Below are 24,561 nucleotides of genomic sequence, written 5' to 3'. Positions count from 1 at the left end.
CATTTACTCCTGATAGCTAAGGCATAGACACAAGGAAAAGATGGTAAAGCACGCCCCATACGACAGTAGGCGCAATCACAGCATTGGCAGTAATGATGGTGATATTCCGGCGAGTTCTTTCATGGCAATAAAGCATCGACATCAGAAACACAAAAGGAATCGACGCCAACAAAAAGCCCAATCCCATATTGGGCAGCACTTCACCTATCGCATCCATCGACCAGAAATACACAGGAATCAGCACTAGGGTTACCAGCAAGCGGAAGAAATCCGCATTACGCACAAAAAACTGATAACGACCAGAACGAATTGCTCGCCAGACAGGACGAATGTTAGCAAGAAGAATCAAGCTCCCTAACACCAGCAACAGCGTCATGATAATTCGAGGAAAGAACTGATGAGACGTATCAAAATCGATCGTCACGGAATTCAACGATATAAACCAATCAAACATATTGACCCTCACACGCGAGATACCATAGCGTCGCAGGCTCGCAATGCCTACGACGCCAATCTAAGAAGATTATTTATGCAGACTATTAATAATCTTCGCGTAGCTGTCACTTTTCGCTTTTAAGTGCTGCTGAGCTTCAGCAGAGGTTCGGAAGTTTGGGATAAAAAAAGACTTTTTGAGGGTTTCTTGCACTTCACCATCGGCAAACACTTCAGCCAAGGCATTATCTAAAAACTTGATGGCTTCAGGCGACATACGTTTGTTATATAAGAAGAAAAACTCTTTATCGAAGGTAAAATCGCTATCGGCATCCATGGGAATATTTACCCCAAGACCAGACGCATATTGCATCAACTGATCACGAGAAGTTTCCCCCATGCCATTTGGATTGGCTTGACCAATCGTCGACGCCTTTGCCGTTAACCAGACAAAATCCATGGCTTTTTGATCATCTGCAGGTAAACGAGTGTACTGCTCGTTTGCCTGCACACTGCCATTAATGACATCGGCTAGACCATCGAACAACGCTTGGTTTTTGTCAGACTGAGAACCTGTGTTCAGCGCCACCAAATTGTCTTCTTGACCTGGATAAGCTAAACGCACCGCGTTCTTCATCGCGGTATAACCGATTTCAGATACTCCACCTGGCTGAATGGCAACGCGCACAGTTTTGCCATTGCCTGCCGCATTAAGAATTTCATCCATGTTCTTGTATGGCGAATTTTTTGACACTAAATAACCGTTGCCTGGATTGATGGCAAAAGACGGCCCAATATTCCATTTTGCAAACGGATCTTCGTAACCTTTTTGTCCATATAAATAACCAAGATAGGCTTGGTCATGAAAAATCATCAAGGTATTACCGCTTGGCACTCGCTCAAGCGCCTGATAACCGGCTGAGAAACCAACCGCATCGACCTTAATATTTGTATCGATTTTCTTGGCTAACGCTTCAGTAATAATAGCCGCTGCCTGATAAGTATCCCCCCCCGTAGATGTAGAGCCAATCACCACACGAATATTGCCTCGAATTGGATTATCAGCCGCGTAAGCCGCTACCGGAGCTAAGGCACAAGCTGCCATCAATACAAGGCTAGAGCTCTGAAACAATTTTTTCATAACCGTATTCCTATCGTTGTTTTTGTAGTTAGGACGTATTTTTATGACCCCATGAAGGAGCTAAAAACATCATACATCATACAACTAACATTTCAACTCAGAATTGGATTTTTTTTATGGCTAAAAAACTCAGAGGGAATAAGCAAGATATGTTAACAATCAAAACAACGCTTTTAGAGTCAGGCTCACTCCAGATAGCAGTAATAGAAACAGCGCTATGCGTTTAATCACCTGAGTGGAAATATTAGGTGGATAACGCTTCGCGAATAGTGACGTTATCAAGACACAAGGAAAACCGACCACACTCAACAAAATCATCGGCGTAGTAATCTGCCCTCCTACGGCCATAATGATAATTCTCAGCAAACAAGAAACAAAGAAAACACTAAGCAAAGTTGCACGTATCACACTAATAGAAACAGGCTGGCGATACATCAAATACGAAATTGGAGGTCCTGACGTGGCAAACAGTCCTCCTAGAATTCCAGATAAGCCACCAAATACAAAATACACCCACGGACGGGACGGTTTCTCACCCACTTTCGGTTTTATTAAACTCAATACACACGCCAAAATAATGGTCACTCCCAATAAGAGCTGTAACCAATGTAAAGAGCTATCACCAAAATAACCGAGTAAATACACTCCTAACGCAATTGCAGGTAAGCTCGCAATAAAATAGACAATAAGATTCTTCGTATTTACCTGTCGCCATACGCCGCCATATAAACCCGTTGTTGCATTGACTAAACTCAAAGCGCTCACAGAAAACGCCACAACTTCTAAAGGCGCTAAAGAAAATAAACCCGCAACACTCATCACGATTAAGCCAAAAGCAAAACCAGTAACACTCTGTACATAGCTCGCGAGCACAAAAACTAACAGCAACACTATTGAAATGTCATACATGAACAAACACCTTTTTATGACAGAGAAACGACTTCAACCCAGTTTGCCCCGATACCGACTGGCGCTGTATCTATTTTCGTCAGTGCACCCGACTGGGCATCGACAGCATACAGGCCGACATTCATGTCTTTTTCACCTGATACCACCATGAAACGACCATCGGCACTGAGGGCAAAACCTCGTGGCTGCTGTTCAACTTGCGTTGTATCTTGATAACTTGGCAGCCCGGTCATGGGGTCAATCGACAGTATGACCATGGTGCTTGTGGTTCTTTCCGACAAATACAAGAAGCGACCATCGGCGGACGCATGCATGTCTGCTGTCCATATTTTAGGGTGATCATTATCGGCTGTCATAAAGGGCGGCACGCCGTTCTCTAATGGCAAGACTTTCGCTGGAACCCCTTCGCTTACGCCTTTAAGGGTTAATAACCCAGTCTTGGCATCAAGAGCATAGGTGGTTACCGTACCTGATAACTCGCCTAAAACGTAAACGTATTGACCATTTTTAGAAAATACAAAATGCCTAGGGCCGGCATATTGCTCGGTTTTCACTGCAGCTGGTATATTCGGTGTGAGATGCCCACTTTGCTCATCAAATCGATATTGTCGAATCTCGTCGTCACCCAAACTGGTGGAGAAGACAAAATGATTATCGGGACTGGTATGGATAGCATGGGCATTGCGACCACTGGGCAATACTTGCTGAGCATCGGCCGTCACCACGCCTTGCTCATTCATCGGACTCACACTGATTAAATGGCCACCATAGGAAGCAGCAAGAAGAAAACGTCCTGATTTATCCGTATCTATGTTGGCCATACTCACCGGCAAACTGGCTGTACCTTCTACTAACAAATCCCCTGTTTCAGAATCAATGCGATACGACACCACATGAAAAGGTTCTGAACGAATGGCTGCGTACAAATGCGATTTATCAGGGCTCACGGCCAAAGGCATCACATTATCACCCGCGGGTGTGCGCCCAAGAAAAACGAGTTTACGCTGATGATCATCTAATAAATATCTGGCAATGGTGCCATCTTTGGCATTGGACACGTACACATACTGACGGGCTTTGTTATGCTGAGACATTCTTTTTATCCTATTGCATCCGTGAATCATATCACCCATAAAATGGCGTTAATGTATGACACCATACAACAATTAAAACAACAACTAACGTTTAGTAGCGTTTGCTTGAGTCTATATCCTGTCGACTCACTCAATACTGTGTAAATTATGAGCAACGATCCGCACTATTTTACGGCTTCTCTTTTAATTCACCACGCTGCCCCAATCTCTTTTTCTAATACGAACTTTTTAAGTTTTGCTTTTCACTTTAAAGATGGAAAATACCATGAAAGAACCATTGGATATTCAATTTATCTCCGACGTTATGTGCCCTTGGTGTGTAGTCGGTTTGGGAAACCTTAACCAAGCACTAGAACAGCTAAACGACACAGTCGACGCGACCGTGACTTTTCAGCCGTTTGAACTTAATCCTAAGATGCCGCTAGAAGGTCAAAATTTAGACGAACATATCACCGAAAAATATGGCATCAACAAAGCTCAATCTGAACAAAACCGCGCCATGATTCAAGCTCGTGGCAAAGAAGTCGGATTCGAGTTTAACTTTACACCTGAAAGTCGCATGCGCAATTCATTTGATGCCCATCGTTTATTGCATTGGGCACACTTGGAAGGCAAACAAGCGGAACTCAAAACCGCTTTATTCAAGGCGCATTTTACCCACAATCAAGACATCAGCAACCACACCATACTCGCTAACCTTGCGGCCAGCGTGAACCTTGATCCCGCTGCAGCAAAGGGTATTTTGGAAAATAATCACTTTGCGGACGACGTTCGCCAACAAGAAAAAGTCTGGCAACAAAACGGCATCACGTCTGTCCCAACCGTTATTATCAATAACGCCTACGCCATCTCAGGTGGACAGCCCGCAGAAGTATTTAAAAGCGCAATTGAAGAAGTGCTAGAGAAAGTAAAAACAGAGCAAACGCTGGCTTAGCACTGTTTTTTCTGCTCAAAAAATGCCCATGTGTGAAGTGACCCCATAACATGGGCATTTTTATTCTGCAGTGATAAACACTCAACCAAACATGGTATTCGGAAGAAACAACACAATTTGTGGGAAAAGAATCAGTAAGGCAACAGCCAGTACCATCATCAACCAAAAAGGCAGCACACCACGAAAAATATCACCTAATTCCACGTTCGGTGCGACCGATTTTACAATGAAAACATTGATGCCCACAGGCGGTGAGATTAACCCCATTTCAAGCGTCAAGACGGTCAGCACACCAAACCAAATAGGATCGATCCCAAGCGCCATAATAATAGGAAAGAAGATTGGCAAGGTCAGTACCAACATAGCAAACCCTTCCAAAAAACAGCCCAAAATAAGGTAAATCGCCAAAATAAGAATCAGTGTTCCCGTCACTCCCAACCCCAGTCCCGACAACAATTCGCCAACAGCGGCAGGAATGTGGCTGAGCGCCATAAATGGGTTAATCAGATGAGCGGCAATCAATATCAACATCACGGTAGCGGTTGTTACCACGGCATCACGAGCGGCACGCCAGAGTGCGTTTAAAGACAAAACACGTGTGATTAAGCCCACCAATATCACGATACCCGCCCCAACAGCAGAGGCTTCAACGGGCGAAAATAACCCACTGTAAATTCCACCTATGGACAATAAAATCACCGCAATGATCGGCCCAGCCCCCAAGAGCGCTTTGCCTTTATTACGCCAACTTGTCGCAGGCCCTGCTGGACCAAATTCAGGACGAAACCAACAAATTAGCATGATCACAAAGATAAACAAAAGCAGCAGCATGATGCCTGGCAAAACACCCGCTAAAAACAAACGTCCGATACTTTGTTCCGTAAGAATGGCATAAATAACAAACCCCGTGGACGGTGGAATCAAAATGCCCAAGGTACCGCCTGCAGCGACCACTCCCGTAGACAAACGGGTGTTGTATTTAAAGCGGTCCATCTGTCCCAACGCCACCTTGCCCATGGTGAGGGCAGAGGCCACAGACGAGCCAGACAAGGCGGCAAAACCACCACAACCAATGACCGTCGCCGAGGCCAGTCCGCCACGGAACTGGCCAATAATAGCGTAGGCCGCATCGTACAGTTTTCGACTCATGCCCGTCTCGGAAGCGACATTCCCCATCAGTATAAACAAGGGAATAACCACCAGCTCAGGCGACGACGCCAAGGTAAACGTTTCCGATGCCAGCAAACTCAGCGCGGATCGACTGCTATCCAGTATGGTGATGCCAACAAAACCCACCGAAAACATAGCAAATGCCACCGGCACCCGCAGCACCAACAAAACAAACATCACCAAGATGCCAATAGTACCCATCATTGCGGGGCTCATGCTGTGCCTCCTGTATCCGCGCCTACTTTACGAATGTCACGACCTGACAAGGTCAATTCTATCGCGCGTAGCGCCATTCCCGCCGCCGTGAACACAGCCAAAATAGACAAGCCATTCTGAAACCAAGCCTTAGGCAATCGCAAAAGATTGGTTGATAGATTCAACATAATGGAAATTTTAGCGCTTTCATTAACGGCATAAGCAATACCAAAAAAGATAACCGCACCTAATAGGGCTGAAAAAATATCAATAATACGATTAAGCCATGCGGGATAACTGCCTTCAAAAAGGTCCACAGAGATGTGCCCTCCTTGGCGATCACACAACGCCATCGCCCCAAACACAACCATCACCATGGTCATCGTAATCATGTCTTGCGAGCCGTAAATTGGCGCGCCAAAGGCACGACCAACCACATCAGCCAATAAAATCAAAACTTCTAATATCAGCCCCAAAGCGCCCACCGCTGCGGACAGGGCAATGAGCCCGTCCGCCAGTTTACGTGTTGCATTAAGCATAAGTTACTTGCCTTGCATGGCGTCAAGCGTAGCCGCGCCATCGACACTTTTGACATAGGACTGAATCACACCTGACACAGCTTGCGCAAAGGCCGCTTTTTCGGCATCGGTTAACTCAATAATGGTATTCGCTTTGTCATTTTGAGCAATCTCAAGTGCTTCTGTGGCCGTTTTCATCCAGGCGTCTTCGGCGCTCTTAGAGAGTCCAGCGCCACTGGCAGCATCGACAGCCGCTTTTTCTTCCTTACTAAGACCATCATAGACGCCACGGTTTAATACCGTATAAAAAGTCAAACGCCCTAATGGCGCGCCTATCGTCAAGGCGTCGGCCACTTCATCCAGTTTGAAATCCGTTAACGTCGAAGCTCCAGTGATAACGCCATCGATTAAGCCTGTTTGCATGGCGTTATAAATTTGGCTCGCTGGCATTTGCACGGGGGTGGCGCCTAATGCCTTGGCGACCTCGGCTGCGGTTGTTCCCGCAACTCGAATTTTAAGCCCAGCAAGATCTGCAGGTGTTCGGATTAGCTTATTGCGCATGATGAAAATATTAGGTTCAGAAGTCCACAAGGCTAATGGTTTGGTGCCCGGAAACTCTTGGCTTAAGTGTTTATCGTAGGCGCGCCATAACGCTTCATAACCAGGCATATCTTCAGGTATTGCGCCGGGAAGCTCGGCGATCATGGTTTTACCAAACTGTGACGAGGTATAACCTGGTAAGCCCCAAGACATATCCGCAGCGCCTTGTAACACGCGCACATATTGCTCGGCAGGGCCAGCGCCTAATTCACCGCCGTGATATCCGCGCACGGTTAATTTGCCATCGGTAGCCGCAGAAAGATCGGTATTGAGCTTTTCAATGACCGACGAATTGATGGTATGAAAGGGTGGGGTAAAACTGGCAAACTTTAATTCTTGTGCCGACACTTGGCTGGATAATGCTATCGTTGCAGAAGCTGCTAACACCAATGTATTGAATTTCATATCTTTTCTCCCAATGCTACTTTTTTGCCTCTGGAGGCTTTGTTATTTTTGTAACGAACAAACCGACTCAACGGAACGCCCTGATTTAATAGAAAATTCTGTGTTCAATATTCTCAAGCATGAGCCATTAGCCCATTACCCAACCGTGCAATGTTTTTTATTCAGCGCCTTTGTAGTGTAGTTCAATCGAACCTTGTCTTTTGGCAATAAGCCATTCACCTTGCACCCGTTTCAATTCATCCACAAAACGACCGATAAACACATCCGCATTGGCTTGCACCATGCTTTCAAGACTTTCTGCTTTTTTATTCGCAGCGAACAACACCACGCGCGATGTCACAATAGCGTGCTCTGCATGGATAATTTGGGTTTCTTGATTCGCCAAAACATGACAGGTCTCTTTTGCCGGACGCGCGGTAAAAGACGCTAAAATGGCCTCACGTCCTTCAATTTTCTCTGTCGGTGCACTCGGACGGAATAGAACACCATCCTCGGTATAACAGTCTGCCAATTCCTGCCATCGCCCTTGATCCAATAAATTAATAGAATGTGTGACGCGTTTCTGACACTGCCATTCAATCAAGATGTTTTCTATTGTTTGATCATTTTTCACTCGGCGATTTGTTTGTAACCAGCGTTTCAATGCCTGAGCCACCTTTGTTGGCTCTTCCACTGGGGCCATGTGTCCTGCGTCCTCTATCACGACCAACTCACTGCCACTGATGTTATCTTGCATCTCTTTGTGCTGATCAACAGGGCTCCAAGTGTCTTCTGCCCCAGACAGCAACAGAGTGGGTACCGAAATCTGCGCAAGCTGTGCCTCGGCATTAGGTCGATGAATCAGCGCATGTATTTGTTTTTTAAAATCCTCAAGCGAGTAAGACTCCACCATTTGCCTTAGGGTCGCCATCAGCTCTTCATTATTCCGCCCTTTGGGGGACATCATGGGAGTCAACCATTGCTCAGCCAAGGCAGACATGCCACTCGTGGTCGCGACATCGATTAAACGCATGCGCCCCGGAATTTCTTTGTCAGATTTAGGATGAACACCCGTATTTAATAATGCTAAATGCGTGACGCGTTGCGGCGCAAGGCGATAGATTTCCAGCGCTACGCGTCCTCCCATAGAGTGCCCTGCTAAGGCAAAGTCGCCCTCTATGCTTGATAAAACATGCTGTGCCATAGCGGTTAAATCATCAAAGCCTGCGAAGCTTATAATCTTAACATCAGCCTCTTTTTCTAATTGAGTGGCGATGTTTTTCCAAATCCGCTGATCACACAACAAACCCGCCAAGCAAACCAGTGTTGGTTTAGTGGTAAACCCCGCCATTACGCCACATCCTCTGCTGTTTTAAGATCCGCTGCGATGTCGGCATTTTCATAAATAAGATGCCCTAACGCCGTGTTAGATACCGGCACATAATAGTGGCGATGAATCTCTGTCACATCGTGATTTAGGGCACCGCGCATGATCAACCACATCACCATTTCACTGCCTTCTGTCCCCGACTCGCGGATATACTCCACTTGGGATATCGCCGCCAGCTTGTCGTAGTCGCTTTGCAAATCGTCCATAAAAGCCAGATCCCATTCTCGGTTGATTAGGCCAGCGCGTTCGCCAAGCAGCTGATGACTCATGCCACCCGTTCCCCACACTTGTACGTTAAGATCTTCTGGAAATTGCTCAACCGCAGCGCGAATGGCTTTACCTAAAGCGAGACACCGCTCACCCGTTGGCGCGGGATACACCACGGTATTCACTGCCAAAGGAATTACTTGGCATGGCCATTCTTCTACTTCTCCAAACACCATAGACAGCGGCACGGTAAGGCCATGATCCACATCCATCTCATTCACAATGGTCATGTCAAAACCTTGCTTGATCAAAGACTCGGTAATGTGCCACGCCAGTTTCGGCGCGCCTTTTACCGTCGGAACGGGGCGTGCGCCATACCCTTCATCGGCTGGGTGATATTCTTCGCCACAACCAATGGCAAAGGTCGGAATAATCTTCATATCAAACGCCGTCGCATGGTCGTTGTACACCAAGATCACCACGTCTGGTTTTTGCTTTTTAATCCATTGTTTGGTGAACTGGAAACCATCAAAAATCGGCGCCCACTTTTCAGTATGGCTCTCACCCTTATCAATAATGTGGCCAAGCAAGGGAATGTGAGAAGTGCCTAATCCTGCAGTGATCTTTGCCATTATGGCTTCTCCTTAGGTTTGTCATTCTCGACATAACGATTACCGTCTGGCGAACGACCGCCATTGCGCATCATTGCCATATAATCTTCAGGGGATAAGTTCGTCATGGTAGAAACGGCCGCCGCAACACTAAGTCCATCGCTGGAACTGAGTTTAACGAGATAATAAATATTGCCACCCAAGGCAATTAACTGTGTGAAATCACGCGCCAACACGGCCTTTTTTTGCGCTTCTGTCATTGGCCATTGGTCTACATAACCGCGCTCATCTTGCCGAAAAGCATCACGATTCGATGCCTGCATAAGCGACATACAAAATTGATTAAGATGGAAGCCTATTCGTGCCATATCCCCGTCGAATACAGTCGTACCAGGAATGTTACTGTAAGGCTTATTGTTATTATTCATGTGCTTCTTACCTTAAATCGAAAAGCCAGAGTGACCATCACACGACACTGGTTGAATGAATAAGGTATACGGGAAAAACAAAAATGGCATATGCATATTTAAAAATATGACTTAAAATTTGGTTATATCTAAAATTACGCCTATTTCATCCTCGGCATTACGAGAAAAAACACCATGATCAATCCCATTGCAGCTTTTCCTCTCACGCTCAAACAATGCAGGGTGATTACCGAGATCATGAAAAAAGGCACAGAGAAAGACGCCAGCTTATCGCTAAACCTAAGCCAATCCAGTGTTTCTCGCGCCCTTTCACAAGCAGAACACGCACTGCAAATCAGTCTTTTTACTCGTGGCTGGAGTGGCGCAGAACCCACGGCAGAAGGCGAAGTGGTTATTTCATCATGCAACCGCCTATTGCAAGCCATTGCCGATACCGAACGCCATTTGCAATGCGATGTGAGACCGCTATTGAAGCTAAAGTCCTATGTGGAATGGCGGCATCTTATGACGATAGAAGCCGTGGTCAGAATGGGCAGCGCCTCACTGGCCGCGCAAACTCTTAACATGACTCAACCCGCGGTCAGCAAAACCTTAAAAGAAAGCGAAAATATGATACAGCAGCCGCTCTTCTCACGAGCGCGCCATGGTCTGATACCACAAACTGCCGCCAAACAACTCGCTTCGTTGTTCCTGAGAATAGCGCCTATCGCTCAATCGCTTCCCCACACACTACAGTCACAGCCCAACGAATTAACCGGAAGATTGTCTGTCGGCATGTTGTCCTTTTCCTGCCAAGACATCGTTCCCATCGCGTTTGCTTCTATCTTTAAGAAACACTCAGGCATTCGTTTACAAGCCATGCAAGGCCCTTATCACATGCTTGCCAATGCGTTAAGACAAGGCGAAATAGACTGTTTTTTAGGACTCATGCGCAAAGGCCCAATTCACCCAGACTTAATAGAATTACCTTTGCTAGAGGTGCAATATGCGTTGATCGCCAGAGCCGATCACCCAGTTCATGGTTATGCTAAAACCCTCAATGATTTAACCAATGAACGCTGGATTGTCGCGCGCCACGGCACCCCCATTCGGGATTATTTCGAAAGCTTATTTCATAGCATCGACAACAAACCGCCGATTCAAGCCCTCGAAATGCTCACCTTTGCCTCGTCAGAGGAACTGGTCATTCACAGCGATGCCATTGCACTTCTTTTCTACGATGACTGGAACATCAAGCAACTCAACCCCCGCTTAAAGCAAGTCCCCATTCGCCTACCCAACCCGCAATGCACACTGGGCATCACACTGCACAGAGAACGACAATCGACTCTTATCAAGGTCTTTATTGAAGAACTGACATTGGCGATTAGCAACAAGCAAATAAGTAAAGAAAATAGCCCCACATGATGAATGTAGGGCTTTACTATCTGTTTAATTAGAAAGGATAAGGCGTAGCAGATTGTTTCACCGTTACCCATTGCCAATGGGTATAAAGATCCCAATCCGCAGGGCCACACACCGCGCTGCCATTGCCCGAAGCGCCACAACCACCAAATGGGTTGATGCATTCATCGTTCACGGTTTGATCATTGATGTGCAGTAAACCAACATGCAACTGAGCACCAATGCGTTGCGCACGAGAAAGGTCGTTCGAGATCACCGCACCCGCTAGGCCATATTGGGTGTTATTCGCCATTTCAACGGCTTCGGCATCGCTTTCAAAGGTGACAATATTCACCACTGGACCAAAGATCTCTTCATCAAACGAACGCATACCGGGTTTGACATTACTCAATACCGTTGGGGCATAGAAAGGCCCGTCATATGTTCCGCCCGCTTCTAACCTAGCGCCAGCCGCTACAGTGTCTTGCACGATGGCATGCACTTTTTCAAGTTGACGCTGATTAATCAAGGGCCCCAAGGCCACAGTTCCAGAAACAGGATCCCCTACAGGTAGGTGTTGGGCTTTTTCAACGACTTTTGCCGTCAATGCTGCCGCAATGCTTGCTTGAACGAGAATGCGCCCTGACGCCATGCAAATTTGACCTTGGTGGAAATACGCACCCCAGGCAATATTACTGGCCGCCACATCTAAATCAGCGTCCTCTAAAATAATCAACGAGCTCTTACCGCCTAATTCAAGAGAGACTTTTTTCAAGTTACGGCCACACGCTTCACCCACTTTTCGGCCCGCTGCGGTCGAGCCAGTAAAGGCCACCATGCCAATTTCTGGCGCTGCGCACAAAGCTTCACCCGCCTCTACCGCGCCAGGCAATACTTGAAAAATCCCCTTGGGAAAGCCTGCCGCTTCCAAGGCAAGAGCAAGAATAAAACCGCCGGTTACAGGCGTTTGTGGGTCGGGTTTGGTCACCACCGCATTACCTGTTGCCAACGCGGGGGCAATGGAACGAATAGACAGAATTAATGGAAAGTTAAACGGAGAAATAACACCAATGACACCAATAGGTTTGCGTGTTGCGTAAGACATTCTTTCTGGCACAGAAGGCAAGGTCAAGCCGTTTGGCTCTAGGGTCATATTGGCCGCTAATTGCAAAATCAGGATGGCTTCTTTTATTTCATGCTGGCCTTTAGGAATAATACCGCCCGTTTCACGGGCGACGTATAAGGCCAGTTCATCAAAATTGTCCTGCATAAAAGCAGCGGCTTTGTGAAATAACGTCGCTTTGTCTCTAGGAGGGACTTTTAGCCACTCTTTTTGAGCCTTCGCCGCCTGCTGACAAGCCAGATAAACATCATTGGCTGAAGCAATGGCCACATGACTCAAAACATTGCCTGTCGCTGGCTCAATGACCTCTTGTGTATTCGAGGCCTGAACCCAGTCGCCTGTAAAAAAATTCCCTGACCATTTTTTCGATTCAAGTACGGATATCGTCATCTGTGTTCTCCTGTTTATTTTTATTAGATTTCCGCCTCTGTCACTCTTCTTGTCTATTCAAGATTCAAACGTAGCGGATGGAGAAAGCAGAGCAATACCTATGCCGATATGTTGTTTCTGTTTCTATCAAAATAAAAACAACACCCAATCTATTGATATATAAATAATTAATTATAAAAGGACAAAAACATAACGGATAGTGACGGATAAAATTCAATCAACAGACTTGACGATATCGTTAAATTTAATCAAAACTAAAGAAAAAGCAGTTAACCATTTCATCAATTAGGTGAAAGAGGAAAAATAATAATGACAAACTTGCACCGCATCTCATTGGCCGATATGGCAAAAGAAAATACCAAAATACTGCTCAAAGGCAGCTCGCGCGAACTCGATGGTCACAACTCCCCTACCGTAGATGATCTGACAGAATGTCTATTTTTCTCTCCTGGTGATGGTCGTATTTGGCTAGAAGATCAACGCATGTTGCTTATCCATAGTTCATCCTTTGGGTTGCTGCGCAGAGAGCTCATTGATTCTCTCGGTTTAGATAAAGCTCGTGATATTTTGACTCGTACTGGCTACTTATCTGGCATGCGCGATGCCGATCTCATTCGTAACCGCTGGCCAGACTCTGATCCCCCATCCATATTTACCGCTGGCACTCATCTCCACGGTCTGGAAGGGGTTGTAAAAGTCGAAACCATTCATTTTGAATTCGATACCGAAAAAGGCCTGTATGACGGCGAATTTCTATGGCATCACAGCAGTGAAGACGAAGAACATATTGCCGCCTACGGCATTGGCAGCTCACCGGCATGCTGGATGGAACTGGGCTACGCCATTGGTTATGTCTCTGGTCTCGTGGGTTCTTTGGTGATTTTCCGCGAAGTAGAATGCCAATCTATGGGACATGCTGTTTGTCGTGTTATTGGCAAATCCGCCGAACTGTGGGGCGATATCCGAGAGGATATTCGCTTTCTGAACGTAACTGCCAACGAGATAGAAAATACAACACAAGCAGATCCTAAGCTCAATGAAATGGAGCCCAGTTCGCCAGAAGATCAACTTCGGATGATCGGTGTTTCAGCTGCCTTTACCGCTGCCACACATTCATTAAAAAAAGTGGCCCCGACCAATGCCACCGTGCTTTTCACAGGAGAATCCGGCGTCGGCAAGGAACTTTTTGCCAGTATGCTGCATAAGTTTAGTCGTCAAACAGGCCCGTTTTTGGCCTTTAACTGTGCGGCCATTCCCGAAAATCTCATGGAATCCGAGTTATTTGGTGTCGAAAAAGGCGCCTTCACTGGCGCCACTATGAGCCGTCCAGGACGTTTTGAAAGAGCCAATGGCGGCACCCTTTTTCTTGATGAGATCGGTAACCTGAACTTAGCAGGACAAAGTAAATTACTGCGAGCCTTACAAGAAAGAGAAATAGAAAGAGTGGGTGGCATTTCCCCCATCAAAGTGAACGTCAGAGTCATCGCAGCGACGAATGTGGACCTACGTAAAGCCGTCGAGAGAGGCGAATTTCGTGAAGACTTGTTTTTCCGTTTGAACGTATTCCCTATTCATTTACCACCATTAAGAGAGCGTAAAGCAGATATTCCTTTATTGATTAATCACTTCTACCACCACTTCTGTGCGTTACACTCTAAATCCCCTTCGGGTATGACGCAAACAGCACGCCGTGCTCTTTTTAACTATGCGTTTCCGGGCAATATTCGTGAGTTACAAAACCTAATGGAGCGTGGCGTGATTTCTTCAGAAGAAGGCGAACCCATTGATCTTCATCATCTTTTCAGAAATGAATTTATTCCGGATGAGATTATTTATTCGGTCAATGACCAAGGAAATTTGAGCCATTCAAAGACAAAGACAGAGCCTACCAGCTCGTTGCTGGAACACATTTCTCAATTCGTGGGCACAAAGGATTCTATCGATATTGAAATGCTAGAACGCAACCTTTTACAAGAAGCGGTAGACAATGCGCAAGGCAACTTATCTGAAGCCGCCAGACGAGTCGGTCTAAGCAGACCACAATTGGCGTATCGTCTTAAGAAAAGCAAACAAAACAACACAGAGGAATAGCGCGTAAAAAGCCCCGTGATGGACCACACATCACGGGGAAAAGGTGATAAAACTATTCTTAAGTGTTCTTTTCAAATCCATTAAAAATGGTGATTGAACCTCAACACAAAGCGATTACCTTCAGAACGGTTCTCGGCATCTTGCTCAAAGTACATATTCGCAAAAACAGAGTTCTCTTGATCTAGCTTATAAACAAGACCTGGCCCCACAGCCCATACTTTCTCTCTGCGTCCTTTTACGTCTTTACCATCCACTTTGGTGTCGGTAATTTGATTCAACCAGTAACCATTCAATCCAACACTTAAGTTGTCTGTCAGTACATACGCACTGGCAAAGTTAGCATGCAAGGCCTGACCTGCTTGGCTGTCGTTTTTGGCGTTAAGCGCCGTTGAAGGGTCATCATTTTTACCATTCCATAAATAGGAAATACGCGTAGACGCTGTCCAACGTGGGGTTAACCAGTAAGTTAAAGAGTAATAAGGGTTAATATTAAAGGCATTGCTGCCCGGATTAATGGCATTGCCCGCATCATACTCGCCAGTCGGCAAAGTGACGTCCAACTCAATACGCTGAGAATAACGCGGGCCATTTTCTCCCATAACGGGATCAAACTGTAAAAAAGCCCCCAAAATGATATCGCCAATACCACTCTGCGCACTTATTGCTGCATTATTTAAACCATCATCCACGTCTTGTTTCGCCATCCAAGGTAGAAGCAGGGTATAACCCAATCGAGTATTTTCAGTGAAATGCTCCTCTGGCTCATAAATAATCTGAGTCAAAGGAATAAATAAATCTATATCTTGTCTTGGCAAAGAAAGCGGATCACCATTACCATCATTCAGCGTATCGGATGAGAGATATTGCAAATACTCGATAAGATACCAACCCGGCCCTTGCGGACCTGGAGCCCCATCATAAAAACTGGTGCCACCTAAGTTAACACCGGGCAAATCATACGCCATTGCTGTAACAGGTAGGGTTAACAGCGCACAAGTACAAGCGCGTTTTAATACTGTCATGACAAATACCTTTTTATTGTTGTTTTATATTTTTAAGACATGGATAAAATTACGTACTTACAGATAGGTTGAAGCCAAACCGCCATCGACCGGAATATTGACACCACACACCCAACGAGAGGCATCGGAACAAAGAAAACCAATCACCTCAGCCACTTCATCGGAATAAGCGGGGCGAACCATTCTTGCGGCGTCTTTTTGAACTCTTTCCTCACCCAACATGGACACAAAATCGCCTAAAATGGGCGTAAAAACAGGACCCGGAGCCACGCAATTCATACGTACACCATGATCACGGAACCAGGTAAAGGCTTGCTGAGTAGACCAAACAATCAAGGCTTCTTTGAAATATTGGTAACAGGTTTCTTGAGGGACGGGATTTTTCTTTAACCAAGCCACACCTTCTTCAAAATACGAAGTGTCAGCCAGTGCTTTGTGTTTTTCTAAACGCTGAGGCCATTCAATGCCCAACACAGAAGCCACATTCACGATGCTAGCATTCTTGTTGAATCTCGGTATTAGTGCTTCGGTTAAATGGCGTAATCCTAAATAATTTACTCGGCCTACTAGCTCCACATCTGCAGTGCCAGGCACACCCGCAATGTTACACAAGGCGTCGATTTTTTCAGGTAAAGCCGCCAGAGCGGCATCAATCGCCGTAGGATTACCTAAATCCACTTGAATGAAATCATCCAATGTCATGCTAGGCTGATTACGATCAATGCCGATCACTCGTGCCCCGTGAAAACGAGCAAGCCTAGCAACATCCGCACCGATACCAGAGGATACGCCGGTAATTAAAAGGGTTTTATTCGCTAACATCATAGTGTTTCTCCTTATTTTTTTTATGAAACGGTAAGCCGTCACTAAGTAGACACCACGTCTATTTGACAGAGAGGGGAGCCCAGTCAGATAGGTAAGGTGAGCTAAATAGGTTATTTCTCACAACAAGGGGAATTGCATGGAGCATGCCCAAATATAAAAAGCACGAAAATAAAGGCTTAAAAATAATTTAAGACATTGATCTATAAATTATTTTTATGTTTTTAAAAAAGACAAAGGGGAATAAAGTCATACACAAGCACATGTATTCACTTTACCAAATGATGAAATGACGAAATAACAAATGACTAAAAATTGATTATTTCAAGAACCCGCATTCAACGATGACCTAACTTCAATTTTTGTCGAATTCGACTCAATGCCACCGGCGTAATACCAATGTAAGAGGCGATTTGCTGCTGTGGTATGGTGTTTTTCAGCTCAGGATAAGTCATACAAAAATCGAGATAACGCCGTTCTGCCGAATGCTTTACAAAAGCATTCTCGCGCTCTTCTTTCGTCATGAAAATGCGCTCTAAAAATTTAGCGTAACACTCTAAAAAGCCAATATCATGACGCATTTGGGCATAAAAAGCCTGCCAAGGGTAAGAAGACACCATGCAATCTTCCAACGCTTGGATACCGAATAAAACAGTCGATCCTGTTACCATCGCCTTGGTCGAACCAATGATTCTCGGGCTCTTTGCAAAGGTTTGTGTGAACTCTTTACCCTCATCAGACACACTGACATAACGCACTAACCCAGAATGCAAAAAATACAAACGATTCGCGGCATCGCCTTGTCTAAAGAGATAATCCCCTTTGCGAATCACATGCACATCCATTGGCACCGTCAGTCTTTGCCAATCAATCTCGTAGCCCCATTCGTTAAAATACGCTTCGAAACTATTTTGCAGTTGAATTCGATCCATCAGCAATTTTCACCTTATGCAAGTTACCATCAATAAGAAACAGCGCGACACCTAACAGTACTATGCCAGCAACAAAAGGCCAGTCCACCAAACTCAGTAGACGCGATTGTGTCAGCGCCGTAAATAACGCCACCCAAACCGGTATAGTATAAGATATCGCAAGCAGCCGACTCGCCCCAACCGTCATCACCAAACGCTGCTGCAACACAAAGGTAAACAAGGTAGTAAACACAGTTAGATACAAGATATTCAGCCAAAAACCTTGCGACGCCCACTGCACCTGATCAAGCTCTCCCCAAATCAACGCGATAGGCAGCAACCAAAGCGAGCCAAACAGCATAATCATAAAAGCGCCAGACAAAGCACCTAATGAACGCCCCCACTTTTGAACGGACACCACATGCAAGGCCAATAAGAAACATGCCCCAACAAAAATATAATCGCCGGAATGCCACTGAAATCCGTCGCCTCCCTGAATAGGAAAGTCTTGTGTAGAAGAGTCTTGTGTAGAAAATAACACTGTCATCGCCCCAATAGACCCCAGCACAAAACCAACCACTCGCCATAAAGGCGCCATTTCTTTAAGCCACACCCTCGTTATCATCACACCCATCAAGGGAACCAAGGTATATAACACAGAGGTATTCAACGGCGTAGTCGACTGCAACGCGACAAACAAACCAATAAAAAAGCCCACCAGCGCACCGCTTATCACCACATAATGAAAAAGCCGCTGACGCGAAGCGAACAAGGCTCGAAACTGCTCGGTTTTATTTAACTTAGCACGCTGCCAACTGAACCATAGCGCAGGCAACATCATCAACATCGCCAACAAAAAGCGCAACGCTGACGTAGCAATCGGACTGGCGTATGCCACCATATGACCCGAGATGATAAAAGAAGACGCCATCAACCAAGCCCACAATAACAAGGTAAATAGCGAGCTCATGAACGTGTCCCGACTTCATCCACCGCCAAGATTGGCGCCAAAAAGCGAATAAACAAATGCTCGACCAGCGCTGGATCAAGAACAATATCAAACTCAGTGATCAAAATATCGTTAAGTAACTCGGGGGTTTCAATCATGCGCTTTTTCTCGCCTTGGCGATTTCGAATGATTAACTCTGCATTCACCAGCGCCATGGTTTGATCTTTTTGCTTCAAAGTCACCATTAGGTTCTTCAGAAACACCGCGTTAGGGTTTTTATGAGAATAAAAATGCCCCAGCGCACAATCCGCATCCGTGTAATCCGCATGATCAAAACGATAAAGGGTAAAATAATCTTCCCCCTTCATCACCTGCAAATCGTATTCACCCTTACCTTTTGCCAACAAACGATAGCGGTCTAAACCCGCCACTTGCTGCGTATTGCTATCTAACCGCAAGGGCGCAATCGGCCCATTGCCACCAAAGCCGGTATCCACTAAATAACTCACACCTTCTAGCGTCAACAAGGTCACACGATGGGTTCTGCCCGCTTCACGCTCGAAGTTGTTATTCAGTACTCTTGCCAACTTAAGCTGCACGTCATAACCCAAGGCTTTTAAAAGCTCAAACGTTAGCTTGTTGTGTTCAAAACAATACCCACCCAAACCTCGCGTCACTATTTTCTGACTGATCGCATCAAGCTCCAAAGAAATCTCTTCGCCCAACACCACCGCCAAACTATTAAAGCTATAACGCGCCACATGTCGTTCTTGCAACGCCTGCACAAACTCAATATTCAATGGCTCAGGTACGACCAAACCGAGGTCAGATAGATAATTTTGTAGACTGGATGATAACGACATACTGCGCTCCCTAATACTCAATCAATACGGAATACCATTAAGCTTACAGGAGCACAGAAGAGAAGGAATTAACCTAGGTTAATAAGTCATTGTTATTTTCTAAGCCCCCCCACTTCTTTCTCGAACCATTCCACGTCCCAGTATTGACCAAATTTTCGGCCAACTTCAAGATAAACCCCAACGGATTCAAAGCCGAATTTTTCATGGATAATGCGGGAGGCTTCGTTGGGTAAAGTGATGCCCGCGTAAGCGCGATGTACGTCTTCTGTTTCCAATAGCTCGAACAACTCGATGTATAAAGCGGTTCCCAAGCCTCGGCCTTTTGTCTCAGGTTTTAGATAAATGCTGACTTCCACCGAGGTTTCATAGGCGCGTTTGGGTTTGAATTGACCGCTGCAAGCGTAGCCAAGGATCTCGCCGTCTTGTTCCGCCACCAACAATCGATACCGACCTGTTGGTGCAAACTGCGAAAACCAAACCGATCGACCCTCTAACGTGTACGGCTCTATATCAAAAGTCGTCGCCGTATTCACTATGTAGTGATTATAAAGATCGGTTAACGCAGGTAAATCATCAATGACAGCAGGACGAATTTGAACGCTCATGTTATCTCCCAATGGCAATACTCTAAGGCTGAAGCGATGCTCTATTTTTACCACGCTTCACATTGCTGTAATAGACAATTTGCGGCGGTACGACGTTTGACTGCTTGGTTTGTTTGTATCGCGATAAAAAAGATCGATACACGCCGTATTTAAAATACACAATGTCTGCGTCCATCGTCGGACCTTGGTAGTCGACTTTTTGCTCGCCGTTTACCCAAACTTGGAACACACCAGAATCGTCTTTTTCCCAGCGAGCATACACTTCGATTTTATGCCACCGACCTCGCAGATCAGCCTCATTAATCAGCTCGTAGTATTGCTTAGTACCGGAAATATGATCGTCTAGATGATACCCGCCACGGCCATTTTGAAACATCCAGATAGGATGAGAATTGGCTTGATGAAATTGACCTAGAGCCACCTTGGTTGGAAAAACATTGGGATAATCGTCAGGAAAATAAATCGACCAACCGTACCAAGCGTCACTACCTGCTGACGTCGTTTTCTGCTGCTCGGATAACTCACTGCGTTCGCGATCTTGCTCGCAATCGTTCCAGCCTTTATTCCAGTAGCAGTCTCCTGGACGCACCTCGAATTTCTCGATTAGCTTGGTTGATGCGCTATCCGTAATGTCTTGAATAACTTGATAACCATAGTTCGTATTATTTAACGAACGCATAAAAGGACCAAAGTCCCCATGATCCACTGTGTTCTGAGCAGCATCGGCTTGAACGCAAAAACTGAACAGAGCAGACAATAACAACCCCCAGCATCGAATCATCATTTGCTCCTGTTATGACGTTTCGCTCAAATGAGCCTACATCAAAATGATATATTCGGCGTTATTACACTCTGCATCAACCCCCACGAAAACACACCTTACAACAAGTAAGGCGTGCATCAAGATTAAACCCATTCGGGAAAAGGGTTTGTCCAAGTCTTCCAAACATTGGCGCCGAGTGCCATTTCTTCATCGGTTAACAAGCACGCATTGAGGTTGGCTCGCAAAGCGGATTCGTCCATGTTCATACCGATTAAAACGAGCTCTTGGCGCGCATCACCTACCTTGTCATGCCATTTTTCATGGATCCACTCGACCGACTCTGCGTCTTGTGGCCACTGAGCCTTGGGAATAGACACCCACCAATATCCGGCAGGACCGTGCCTTGCCGCCGCGCCTGCTTGTGACCAATTACCCGCTTTGGTCGGGTCAGATGCTAACCAAAAATAGCCTTTGGAACGCACAACACCCGGCCAATCCTGATTCACCAGCTCATAGAAACGACTCGGATGAAAAGGCCTACGCGCGCTGTAGACAAAACTGCTGATGCCGTATTCCTCGGTTTCTGGCACATGGGTTCCGCGAATTTCTTGTAGCCAAGCGGGCGCTAAAGACGCTTGTTCAAAATCAAACAGGCCAGTCTGCAAAACACGCTCTAATGGCACCTTACCAAACTGAGCAATTTCGATTTTCGCCCTTGGGTTCAAGCTGCGCAGAATGGCAATCAATCGATCTCGATCTTCTTCCGTCACCAAGTCCACTTTGTTAATGACCATCACATCGCAAAATTCGATTTGCTCAATCAATAGATCCACCACGGTTCGGTCGTCTTCTTCGCCTAACGATTCACCGCGCGTTTGTAAATCGTCGTGCGAACTATAATCACGAAGAAAATTAAACGCGTCCACCACAGTCACCATGGTGTCGAGTTGTGCCACTTCATTCAAACAGCGGCCGTCTTCGCCTTCAAAAGTAAAGGTTTCCGCAACAGGTAACGGCTCTGAAATACCCGTTGATTCAATCACCAACTGATCAAATTTTCCCTCTTTGGCTAACCGTTCCACTTCAATCAGCAAGTCTTCTCGTAACGTGCAGCAAATACAGCCGTTGCTCATTTCGACCATTTTTTCATCCGTACGAGAAAGCTCTGCCCCGCCCTCTCGTATCAGATCCGCATCGATATTGACCTCACTCATATCGTTCACGATCACCGCAACACGTCGACCTTCGCGGTTATTCAAAATATGGTTTAACAAGGTGGTTTTACCCGCCCCCAGAAAACCAGATAACACAGTAACAGGAAGCTTTTTACTCGGTGGAGTATTCATTGGCTGTTCATTCATATAATGCCCTACATGATGAGGAGTAGTTGACTGGTCTGACACTAACGCTCTTTTAGAGCGCTCATTACAACAAGTCAATATGTTATAACATAACAATTTAGTCTGAAACAAATATCTCGATAATTTGATAAAAGAGTAATGAAAGAAAGATGTGGGATTTAGGAAAGAAGCGCTTTCGACTACCGCCTTGAATGTGACGCCCTAAATTGCTAAACGAGCTCACAAGAAAAAGGCAATCTATTACTAGACTGCCTTTGGTTTTTTCTTACTACGGGTGTAAAAACACCCTTTGGCATTATTTGCCGCCAGAGACAGCAAAACCACTAAATCCACCCATTGGTAGGTCGGCCATTAAGGTTGCCGCGCCTGTCGTCAGGTCTATAGAGTAAAGGCCGGCTTTTGATGCCCCTTCAAGCTGTAATATGGCATAAGCCGCGTCAGAACCTTCTTCGGCAGACACAATATCGAAACCACCCATGGATGATAGATCAACGGCCTTACCATTAACGGTGATCTTAGCGACGGTTTTTAGTTCGCCTGTATTATTCGCAAGGCTGACCAATGAATCTGTTTTACTGTCTAACGCAAACTGAAAAGTGCTCGACGCTTTTGCACCGGCAATGGCGTTCGTGTAAGCGTTCGCAAAGATTTCAGGCGTCATGCCTTCGTTGCTGTCGCCTTTTACATAAAAGGTAGAGGTGAATTTCAATACGGAATTAGCACGCTTATCTTGGTCACCAAAACCGACTGGGAAATACACCAAGTTTGTCCCGTCAGAACCCACCATACGCACCGCATCGATGGCGTTATTAAAATCCATCGCGGTGGCTGACGCATCCTTAGAAATCATGGCGCCATTGGTGAAGGTAGCCCCCAGATCGGTTAGCTTGCCCGTCTTAGTATTCACAGCATAAACCGCACCGTTGGAATAGCCCAACAGCTCGCCTGTGACGGGACGATAAGCCACCGCATCCAGCTTATTGCTTAGCATAAAGGTGTCCATTTTCGAGGGAGACGCGATAGACCCCATAGTGATCAAGGTCGTTCCGTTGTTAGCAAGCGCGTACCCAGCGATAGGACTAGCTTGGTCCGATGTTCCGTAAAAGCCAGTGGAACAAGCAGAAACAGCGAAAGCAGTCGTGGCAGCAATAATCGTCTTTTTCATCATAATCATCCTATATGAGTTGTATTAGTAAACCAGGTGTCACCCAATTGGGTGGCTCATACAGAGATACTCATCTTTTAAAAAAAGGTTTCAGATAAAGGATATTTTTTTGAAAAATAATTTTCGGGGTGATAAGAAGGTAGGTATTAAGGAGATCCCAATGGCGAAAAATACTAGCATTACGCTTGATGAACATTTTGATAGCTTTATCAGTAGCCAGGTCCAAAGTGGACGCTATGGTTCAAAAAGTAAAGTGATTCGTTCCGCTTTACGTTTACTCGAAACACAAGAAACGAAAATGAACACCTTACGACAGCTGCTCGTTGAAGGTGAAGAAAGTGGTATGGCGGATTATGACCTCGACTCGTTGATCAATGAACTCGATAACGAAGAGAGAGAATGAAATCAGAGATGGCTACCGAAAGTTTCCACAAGGAAGCCATGTTATTTTTTATCAACAAATTGGTAGTCAGAACATCCAGATAATCAGAATCTTGCATAAGAGTATGGATGTGAATCCAATGTTTGGGGCATAAAGCCCAATTAAGGTGTGAAGCAAGTTTAATTTTTATCTGACGCTAATTGTTTATTTTTCAGTGATACACGACCTTAAAATGCTCTAAAACTAACAGCATATTGTCTTGAAACTCTATTCCAAGCTCATCACATTCACGTGAGAAAAAATTTCGATGAGCTGTTTGCCACCATGCCAATGACTTGTCACCCTCACCTTCTGATGCGGCAAACTCTTCAGTAACCTGATTGTATTGGCACTTCGATACTGAGGTAATTTCGATAATACAAATCGGCTTACCATTCCAGTTGGTCACAACCTGAAGATGACCAACCTGCGGCATAAGTTCACCTTTTTGGCTGTACCAATACTCCATACTGCATGATGCTCGTTTCTCGCCTCGAAGGATTAAATCAGCACATACATTTGCGTTAAACTCATCTGCACAAAAATAGTCTGCGCTAAAAGAAGTATATTTTTCAGACACTTCTAGAGGTAAAGAGCTAAGATATTGCTCTAAGAATAACTGACTTCTTTCTTCCATGATTTACTAAACCTCGATTAATTTGGGATTCAAGTTATTAGG

General features: G+C 45.5%; 26 protein-coding genes. 5 read left to right on the top strand and 21 right to left on the bottom strand.

The genetic code is table 11. The annotated features are described in order from the left end of the window. Positions 1 to 16: 16 nt before the first annotated feature. The 4 genes from DKT73_RS04735 to DKT73_RS04720 all read right to left on the bottom strand — a co-directional run bounded on the left by DKT73_RS04735 (position 17) and on the right by DKT73_RS04720 (position 3,576). Complete coding sequence (locus DKT73_RS04735; RefSeq protein WP_111637426.1) at positions 17 to 454, bottom strand: tripartite tricarboxylate transporter TctB family protein; 438 nt, start codon at positions 452 to 454, stop codon at positions 17 to 19. A gap of 69 nt (positions 455 to 523) precedes the next feature. Then, complete coding sequence (locus DKT73_RS04730; protein ID WP_111637425.1) at positions 524 to 1,573, bottom strand: type 2 periplasmic-binding domain-containing protein; 1,050 nt, start codon at positions 1,571 to 1,573, stop codon at positions 524 to 526. Positions 1,574 to 1,732: 159 nt separating this feature from the next. Continuing rightward, entirely contained in the window at positions 1,733 to 2,482 is a 750-nt protein-coding gene (locus DKT73_RS04725; RefSeq protein ID WP_111637424.1) for a sulfite exporter TauE/SafE family protein, read from the bottom strand. A gap of 14 nt (positions 2,483 to 2,496) precedes the next feature. Then, positions 2,497 to 3,576 (bottom strand): lactonase family protein, encoded by a 1,080-nt coding sequence (locus tag DKT73_RS04720; protein WP_157959152.1) that lies wholly within the window; start codon positions 3,574 to 3,576, stop codon positions 2,497 to 2,499. A gap of 265 nt (positions 3,577 to 3,841) precedes the next feature. Here DKT73_RS04720 and DKT73_RS04715 point away from each other — a divergent pair, with 265 nt between their 5' ends. After that, positions 3,842 to 4,510, top strand: a complete 669-nt coding sequence (locus tag DKT73_RS04715) for a DsbA family oxidoreductase (protein WP_111637422.1) — start codon at positions 3,842 to 3,844, stop codon at positions 4,508 to 4,510. A gap of 81 nt (positions 4,511 to 4,591) precedes the next feature. Here DKT73_RS04715 and DKT73_RS04710 read toward each other — a convergent pair whose 3' ends face one another. The 6 genes from DKT73_RS04710 to ligA all read right to left on the bottom strand — a co-directional run bounded on the left by DKT73_RS04710 (position 4,592) and on the right by ligA (position 10,013). Next, complete coding sequence (locus DKT73_RS04710) at positions 4,592 to 5,896, bottom strand: TRAP transporter large permease (protein WP_111637421.1); 1,305 nt, start codon at positions 5,894 to 5,896, stop codon at positions 4,592 to 4,594. Next, the gene (locus DKT73_RS04705) at positions 5,893 to 6,414 is read right to left on the bottom strand and encodes a TRAP transporter small permease (protein WP_111637420.1); all 522 of its coding nucleotides are present in this window, start codon (positions 6,412 to 6,414) and stop codon (positions 5,893 to 5,895) included. The genes DKT73_RS04710 and DKT73_RS04705 overlap by 4 nt, the downstream gene beginning before the upstream one ends. A gap of 3 nt (positions 6,415 to 6,417) precedes the next feature. Then, on the bottom strand, positions 6,418 to 7,398 hold the full coding sequence (locus DKT73_RS04700) for a TRAP transporter substrate-binding protein (protein WP_111637419.1): 981 nt from the start codon (positions 7,396 to 7,398) through the stop codon (positions 6,418 to 6,420). 157 nt (positions 7,399 to 7,555) lie between these two features. Next, positions 7,556 to 8,728, bottom strand: coding sequence for an alpha/beta fold hydrolase (locus tag DKT73_RS20010; protein WP_157959151.1), 1,173 nt, complete (start codon positions 8,726 to 8,728; stop codon positions 7,556 to 7,558). Further along, positions 8,728 to 9,606, bottom strand: a complete 879-nt coding sequence (locus DKT73_RS04690; RefSeq protein WP_111637418.1) for a class III extradiol dioxygenase subunit beta — start codon at positions 9,604 to 9,606, stop codon at positions 8,728 to 8,730. The genes DKT73_RS20010 and DKT73_RS04690 overlap by 1 nt, the downstream gene beginning before the upstream one ends. Further along, entirely contained in the window at positions 9,606 to 10,013 is a 408-nt protein-coding gene (ligA, locus tag DKT73_RS04685) for a protocatechuate 4,5-dioxygenase subunit alpha (RefSeq protein ID WP_111637417.1), read from the bottom strand. Before ligA ends, DKT73_RS04690 begins: the two co-directional genes overlap by 1 nt. Before the next feature lie 174 nt (positions 10,014 to 10,187). On the opposite strand from ligA, the gene DKT73_RS04680 reads away from it, so the two are divergent. After that, entirely contained in the window at positions 10,188 to 11,420 is a 1,233-nt protein-coding gene (locus tag DKT73_RS04680) for a LysR family transcriptional regulator (RefSeq protein WP_111637416.1), read from the top strand. Positions 11,421 to 11,448: 28 nt separating this feature from the next. On the opposite strand, the gene DKT73_RS04675 is transcribed toward DKT73_RS04680, so the two are convergent. Next, entirely contained in the window at positions 11,449 to 12,909 is a 1,461-nt protein-coding gene (locus DKT73_RS04675; protein ID WP_111637415.1) for a benzaldehyde dehydrogenase, read from the bottom strand. 309 nt (positions 12,910 to 13,218) lie between these two features. Here DKT73_RS04675 and DKT73_RS04670 point away from each other — a divergent pair, with 309 nt between their 5' ends. Further along, positions 13,219 to 15,000, top strand: coding sequence for a sigma 54-interacting transcriptional regulator (locus DKT73_RS04670; protein ID WP_111637414.1), 1,782 nt, complete (start codon positions 13,219 to 13,221; stop codon positions 14,998 to 15,000). A gap of 80 nt (positions 15,001 to 15,080) precedes the next feature. Here DKT73_RS04670 and DKT73_RS04665 read toward each other — a convergent pair whose 3' ends face one another. From DKT73_RS04665 to DKT73_RS04625, 9 genes are all read right to left on the bottom strand, one after another. Continuing rightward, positions 15,081 to 16,022, bottom strand: coding sequence for a SphA family protein (locus DKT73_RS04665; RefSeq protein WP_111637413.1), 942 nt, complete (start codon positions 16,020 to 16,022; stop codon positions 15,081 to 15,083). Positions 16,023 to 16,079: 57 nt separating this feature from the next. After that, the gene (locus tag DKT73_RS04660) at positions 16,080 to 16,847 is read right to left on the bottom strand and encodes a coniferyl-alcohol dehydrogenase (RefSeq protein WP_111637412.1); all 768 of its coding nucleotides are present in this window, start codon (positions 16,845 to 16,847) and stop codon (positions 16,080 to 16,082) included. Between the two features lie 335 nt (positions 16,848 to 17,182). Next, positions 17,183 to 17,776: a Crp/Fnr family transcriptional regulator gene (locus DKT73_RS04655; RefSeq protein ID WP_111637411.1), complete on the bottom strand. Its 594-nt coding sequence runs from the start codon at positions 17,774 to 17,776 to the stop codon at positions 17,183 to 17,185. Beyond that, a complete protein-coding gene (locus tag DKT73_RS04650) occupies positions 17,751 to 18,725 on the bottom strand; it encodes a DMT family transporter (protein WP_111637410.1) in 975 nt (324 codons plus the stop codon). The genes DKT73_RS04655 and DKT73_RS04650 overlap by 26 nt, the downstream gene beginning before the upstream one ends. Beyond that, the gene (locus tag DKT73_RS04645; protein ID WP_111637409.1) at positions 18,722 to 19,567 is read right to left on the bottom strand and encodes an arylamine N-acetyltransferase family protein; all 846 of its coding nucleotides are present in this window, start codon (positions 19,565 to 19,567) and stop codon (positions 18,722 to 18,724) included. The genes DKT73_RS04650 and DKT73_RS04645 overlap by 4 nt, the downstream gene beginning before the upstream one ends. A gap of 92 nt (positions 19,568 to 19,659) precedes the next feature. Then, complete coding sequence (locus DKT73_RS04640) at positions 19,660 to 20,172, bottom strand: GNAT family N-acetyltransferase (RefSeq protein WP_111637408.1); 513 nt, start codon at positions 20,170 to 20,172, stop codon at positions 19,660 to 19,662. 22 nt (positions 20,173 to 20,194) lie between these two features. Continuing rightward, entirely contained in the window at positions 20,195 to 20,956 is a 762-nt protein-coding gene (locus tag DKT73_RS04635) for a polysaccharide lyase family 20 protein (protein ID WP_232827783.1), read from the bottom strand. 122 nt (positions 20,957 to 21,078) lie between these two features. Beyond that, positions 21,079 to 22,281, bottom strand: a complete 1,203-nt coding sequence (gene zigA, locus DKT73_RS04630; RefSeq protein WP_198666541.1) for a zinc metallochaperone GTPase ZigA — start codon at positions 22,279 to 22,281, stop codon at positions 21,079 to 21,081. 310 nt (positions 22,282 to 22,591) lie between these two features. Next, positions 22,592 to 23,464 (bottom strand): DUF4394 domain-containing protein, encoded by an 873-nt coding sequence (locus tag DKT73_RS04625; protein WP_111637405.1) that lies wholly within the window; start codon positions 23,462 to 23,464, stop codon positions 22,592 to 22,594. A 157-nt stretch (positions 23,465 to 23,621) separates the two neighbouring features. Between DKT73_RS04625 and DKT73_RS04620 the strand changes: the two genes are divergently transcribed. Together DKT73_RS04620 and DKT73_RS04615 are read left to right on the top strand one after the other, a co-directional pair. Continuing rightward, positions 23,622 to 23,864, top strand: coding sequence for a type II toxin-antitoxin system ParD family antitoxin (locus DKT73_RS04620; protein ID WP_111637404.1), 243 nt, complete (start codon positions 23,622 to 23,624; stop codon positions 23,862 to 23,864). Then, positions 23,836 to 23,997, top strand: coding sequence for a type II toxin-antitoxin system RelE/ParE family toxin (locus tag DKT73_RS04615; RefSeq protein ID WP_198432030.1), 162 nt, complete (start codon positions 23,836 to 23,838; stop codon positions 23,995 to 23,997). Before DKT73_RS04620 ends, DKT73_RS04615 begins: the two co-directional genes overlap by 29 nt. A gap of 57 nt (positions 23,998 to 24,054) precedes the next feature. Here DKT73_RS04615 and DKT73_RS04610 read toward each other — a convergent pair whose 3' ends face one another. Then, a complete protein-coding gene (locus tag DKT73_RS04610) occupies positions 24,055 to 24,519 on the bottom strand; it encodes an ASCH domain-containing protein (protein WP_111637403.1) in 465 nt (154 codons plus the stop codon). Between the last annotated feature and the right edge of the window lie 42 nt (positions 24,520 to 24,561).

Origin of the sequence: Marinomonas shanghaiensis (assembly GCF_003259175.1) — a bacterium.
Classification (GTDB): domain Bacteria; phylum Pseudomonadota; class Gammaproteobacteria; order Pseudomonadales; family Marinomonadaceae; genus Marinomonas; species Marinomonas shanghaiensis.
Note: the sequence above shows the minus strand (reverse complement) of the source record. Positions and strands in the feature narration are given on the sequence as shown.

What these genes read in the sequence shown, in the direction of transcription:
- DKT73_RS04735 (WP_111637426.1), bottom strand. Translation starts at nt 454, where the DNA reads ATGTTTGATTGGTTTATATCGTTGAATTCCGTGACGATCGATTTTGAT.
- DKT73_RS04680 (WP_111637416.1), top strand. Translation starts at nt 10,188, where the DNA reads ATGATCAATCCCATTGCAGCTTTTCCTCTCACGCTCAAACAATGCAGG.
- DKT73_RS04615 (WP_198432030.1), top strand. Translation starts at nt 23,836, where the DNA reads ATGAACTCGATAACGAAGAGAGAGAATGAAATCAGAGATGGCTACCGA.
- DKT73_RS20010 (WP_157959151.1), bottom strand. Translation starts at nt 8,728, where the DNA reads ATGGCGGGGTTTACCACTAAACCAACACTGGTTTGCTTGGCGGGTTTG.
- DKT73_RS04640 (WP_111637408.1), bottom strand. Translation starts at nt 20,172, where the DNA reads ATGAGCGTTCAAATTCGTCCTGCTGTCATTGATGATTTACCTGCGTTA.
- DKT73_RS04660 (WP_111637412.1), bottom strand. Translation starts at nt 16,847, where the DNA reads ATGATGTTAGCGAATAAAACCCTTTTAATTACCGGCGTATCCTCTGGT.
- DKT73_RS04720 (WP_157959152.1), bottom strand. Translation starts at nt 3,576, where the DNA reads ATGTCTCAGCATAACAAAGCCCGTCAGTATGTGTACGTGTCCAATGCC.
- DKT73_RS04725 (WP_111637424.1), bottom strand. Translation starts at nt 2,482, where the DNA reads ATGTATGACATTTCAATAGTGTTGCTGTTAGTTTTTGTGCTCGCGAGC.
- DKT73_RS04670 (WP_111637414.1), top strand. Translation starts at nt 13,219, where the DNA reads ATGACAAACTTGCACCGCATCTCATTGGCCGATATGGCAAAAGAAAAT.
- DKT73_RS04690 (WP_111637418.1), bottom strand. Translation starts at nt 9,606, where the DNA reads ATGGCAAAGATCACTGCAGGATTAGGCACTTCTCACATTCCCTTGCTT.
- DKT73_RS04625 (WP_111637405.1), bottom strand. Translation starts at nt 23,464, where the DNA reads ATGATGAAAAAGACGATTATTGCTGCCACGACTGCTTTCGCTGTTTCT.
- DKT73_RS04645 (WP_111637409.1), bottom strand. Translation starts at nt 19,567, where the DNA reads ATGTCGTTATCATCCAGTCTACAAAATTATCTATCTGACCTCGGTTTG.
- DKT73_RS04710 (WP_111637421.1), bottom strand. Translation starts at nt 5,896, where the DNA reads ATGAGCCCCGCAATGATGGGTACTATTGGCATCTTGGTGATGTTTGTT.
- DKT73_RS04620 (WP_111637404.1), top strand. Translation starts at nt 23,622, where the DNA reads ATGGCGAAAAATACTAGCATTACGCTTGATGAACATTTTGATAGCTTT.
- DKT73_RS04655 (WP_111637411.1), bottom strand. Translation starts at nt 17,776, where the DNA reads ATGGATCGAATTCAACTGCAAAATAGTTTCGAAGCGTATTTTAACGAA.
- DKT73_RS04610 (WP_111637403.1), bottom strand. Translation starts at nt 24,519, where the DNA reads ATGGAAGAAAGAAGTCAGTTATTCTTAGAGCAATATCTTAGCTCTTTA.
- DKT73_RS04715 (WP_111637422.1), top strand. Translation starts at nt 3,842, where the DNA reads ATGAAAGAACCATTGGATATTCAATTTATCTCCGACGTTATGTGCCCT.
- DKT73_RS04730 (WP_111637425.1), bottom strand. Translation starts at nt 1,573, where the DNA reads ATGAAAAAATTGTTTCAGAGCTCTAGCCTTGTATTGATGGCAGCTTGT.
- DKT73_RS04675 (WP_111637415.1), bottom strand. Translation starts at nt 12,909, where the DNA reads ATGACGATATCCGTACTTGAATCGAAAAAATGGTCAGGGAATTTTTTT.
- DKT73_RS04700 (WP_111637419.1), bottom strand. Translation starts at nt 7,398, where the DNA reads ATGAAATTCAATACATTGGTGTTAGCAGCTTCTGCAACGATAGCATTA.
- ligA (WP_111637417.1), bottom strand. Translation starts at nt 10,013, where the DNA reads ATGAATAATAACAATAAGCCTTACAGTAACATTCCTGGTACGACTGTA.
- DKT73_RS04650 (WP_111637410.1), bottom strand. Translation starts at nt 18,725, where the DNA reads ATGAGCTCGCTATTTACCTTGTTATTGTGGGCTTGGTTGATGGCGTCT.
- DKT73_RS04635 (WP_232827783.1), bottom strand. Translation starts at nt 20,956, where the DNA reads ATGATGATTCGATGCTGGGGGTTGTTATTGTCTGCTCTGTTCAGTTTT.
- zigA (WP_198666541.1), bottom strand. Translation starts at nt 22,281, where the DNA reads ATGAATACTCCACCGAGTAAAAAGCTTCCTGTTACTGTGTTATCTGGT.
- DKT73_RS04705 (WP_111637420.1), bottom strand. Translation starts at nt 6,414, where the DNA reads ATGCTTAATGCAACACGTAAACTGGCGGACGGGCTCATTGCCCTGTCC.
- DKT73_RS04665 (WP_111637413.1), bottom strand. Translation starts at nt 16,022, where the DNA reads ATGACAGTATTAAAACGCGCTTGTACTTGTGCGCTGTTAACCCTACCT.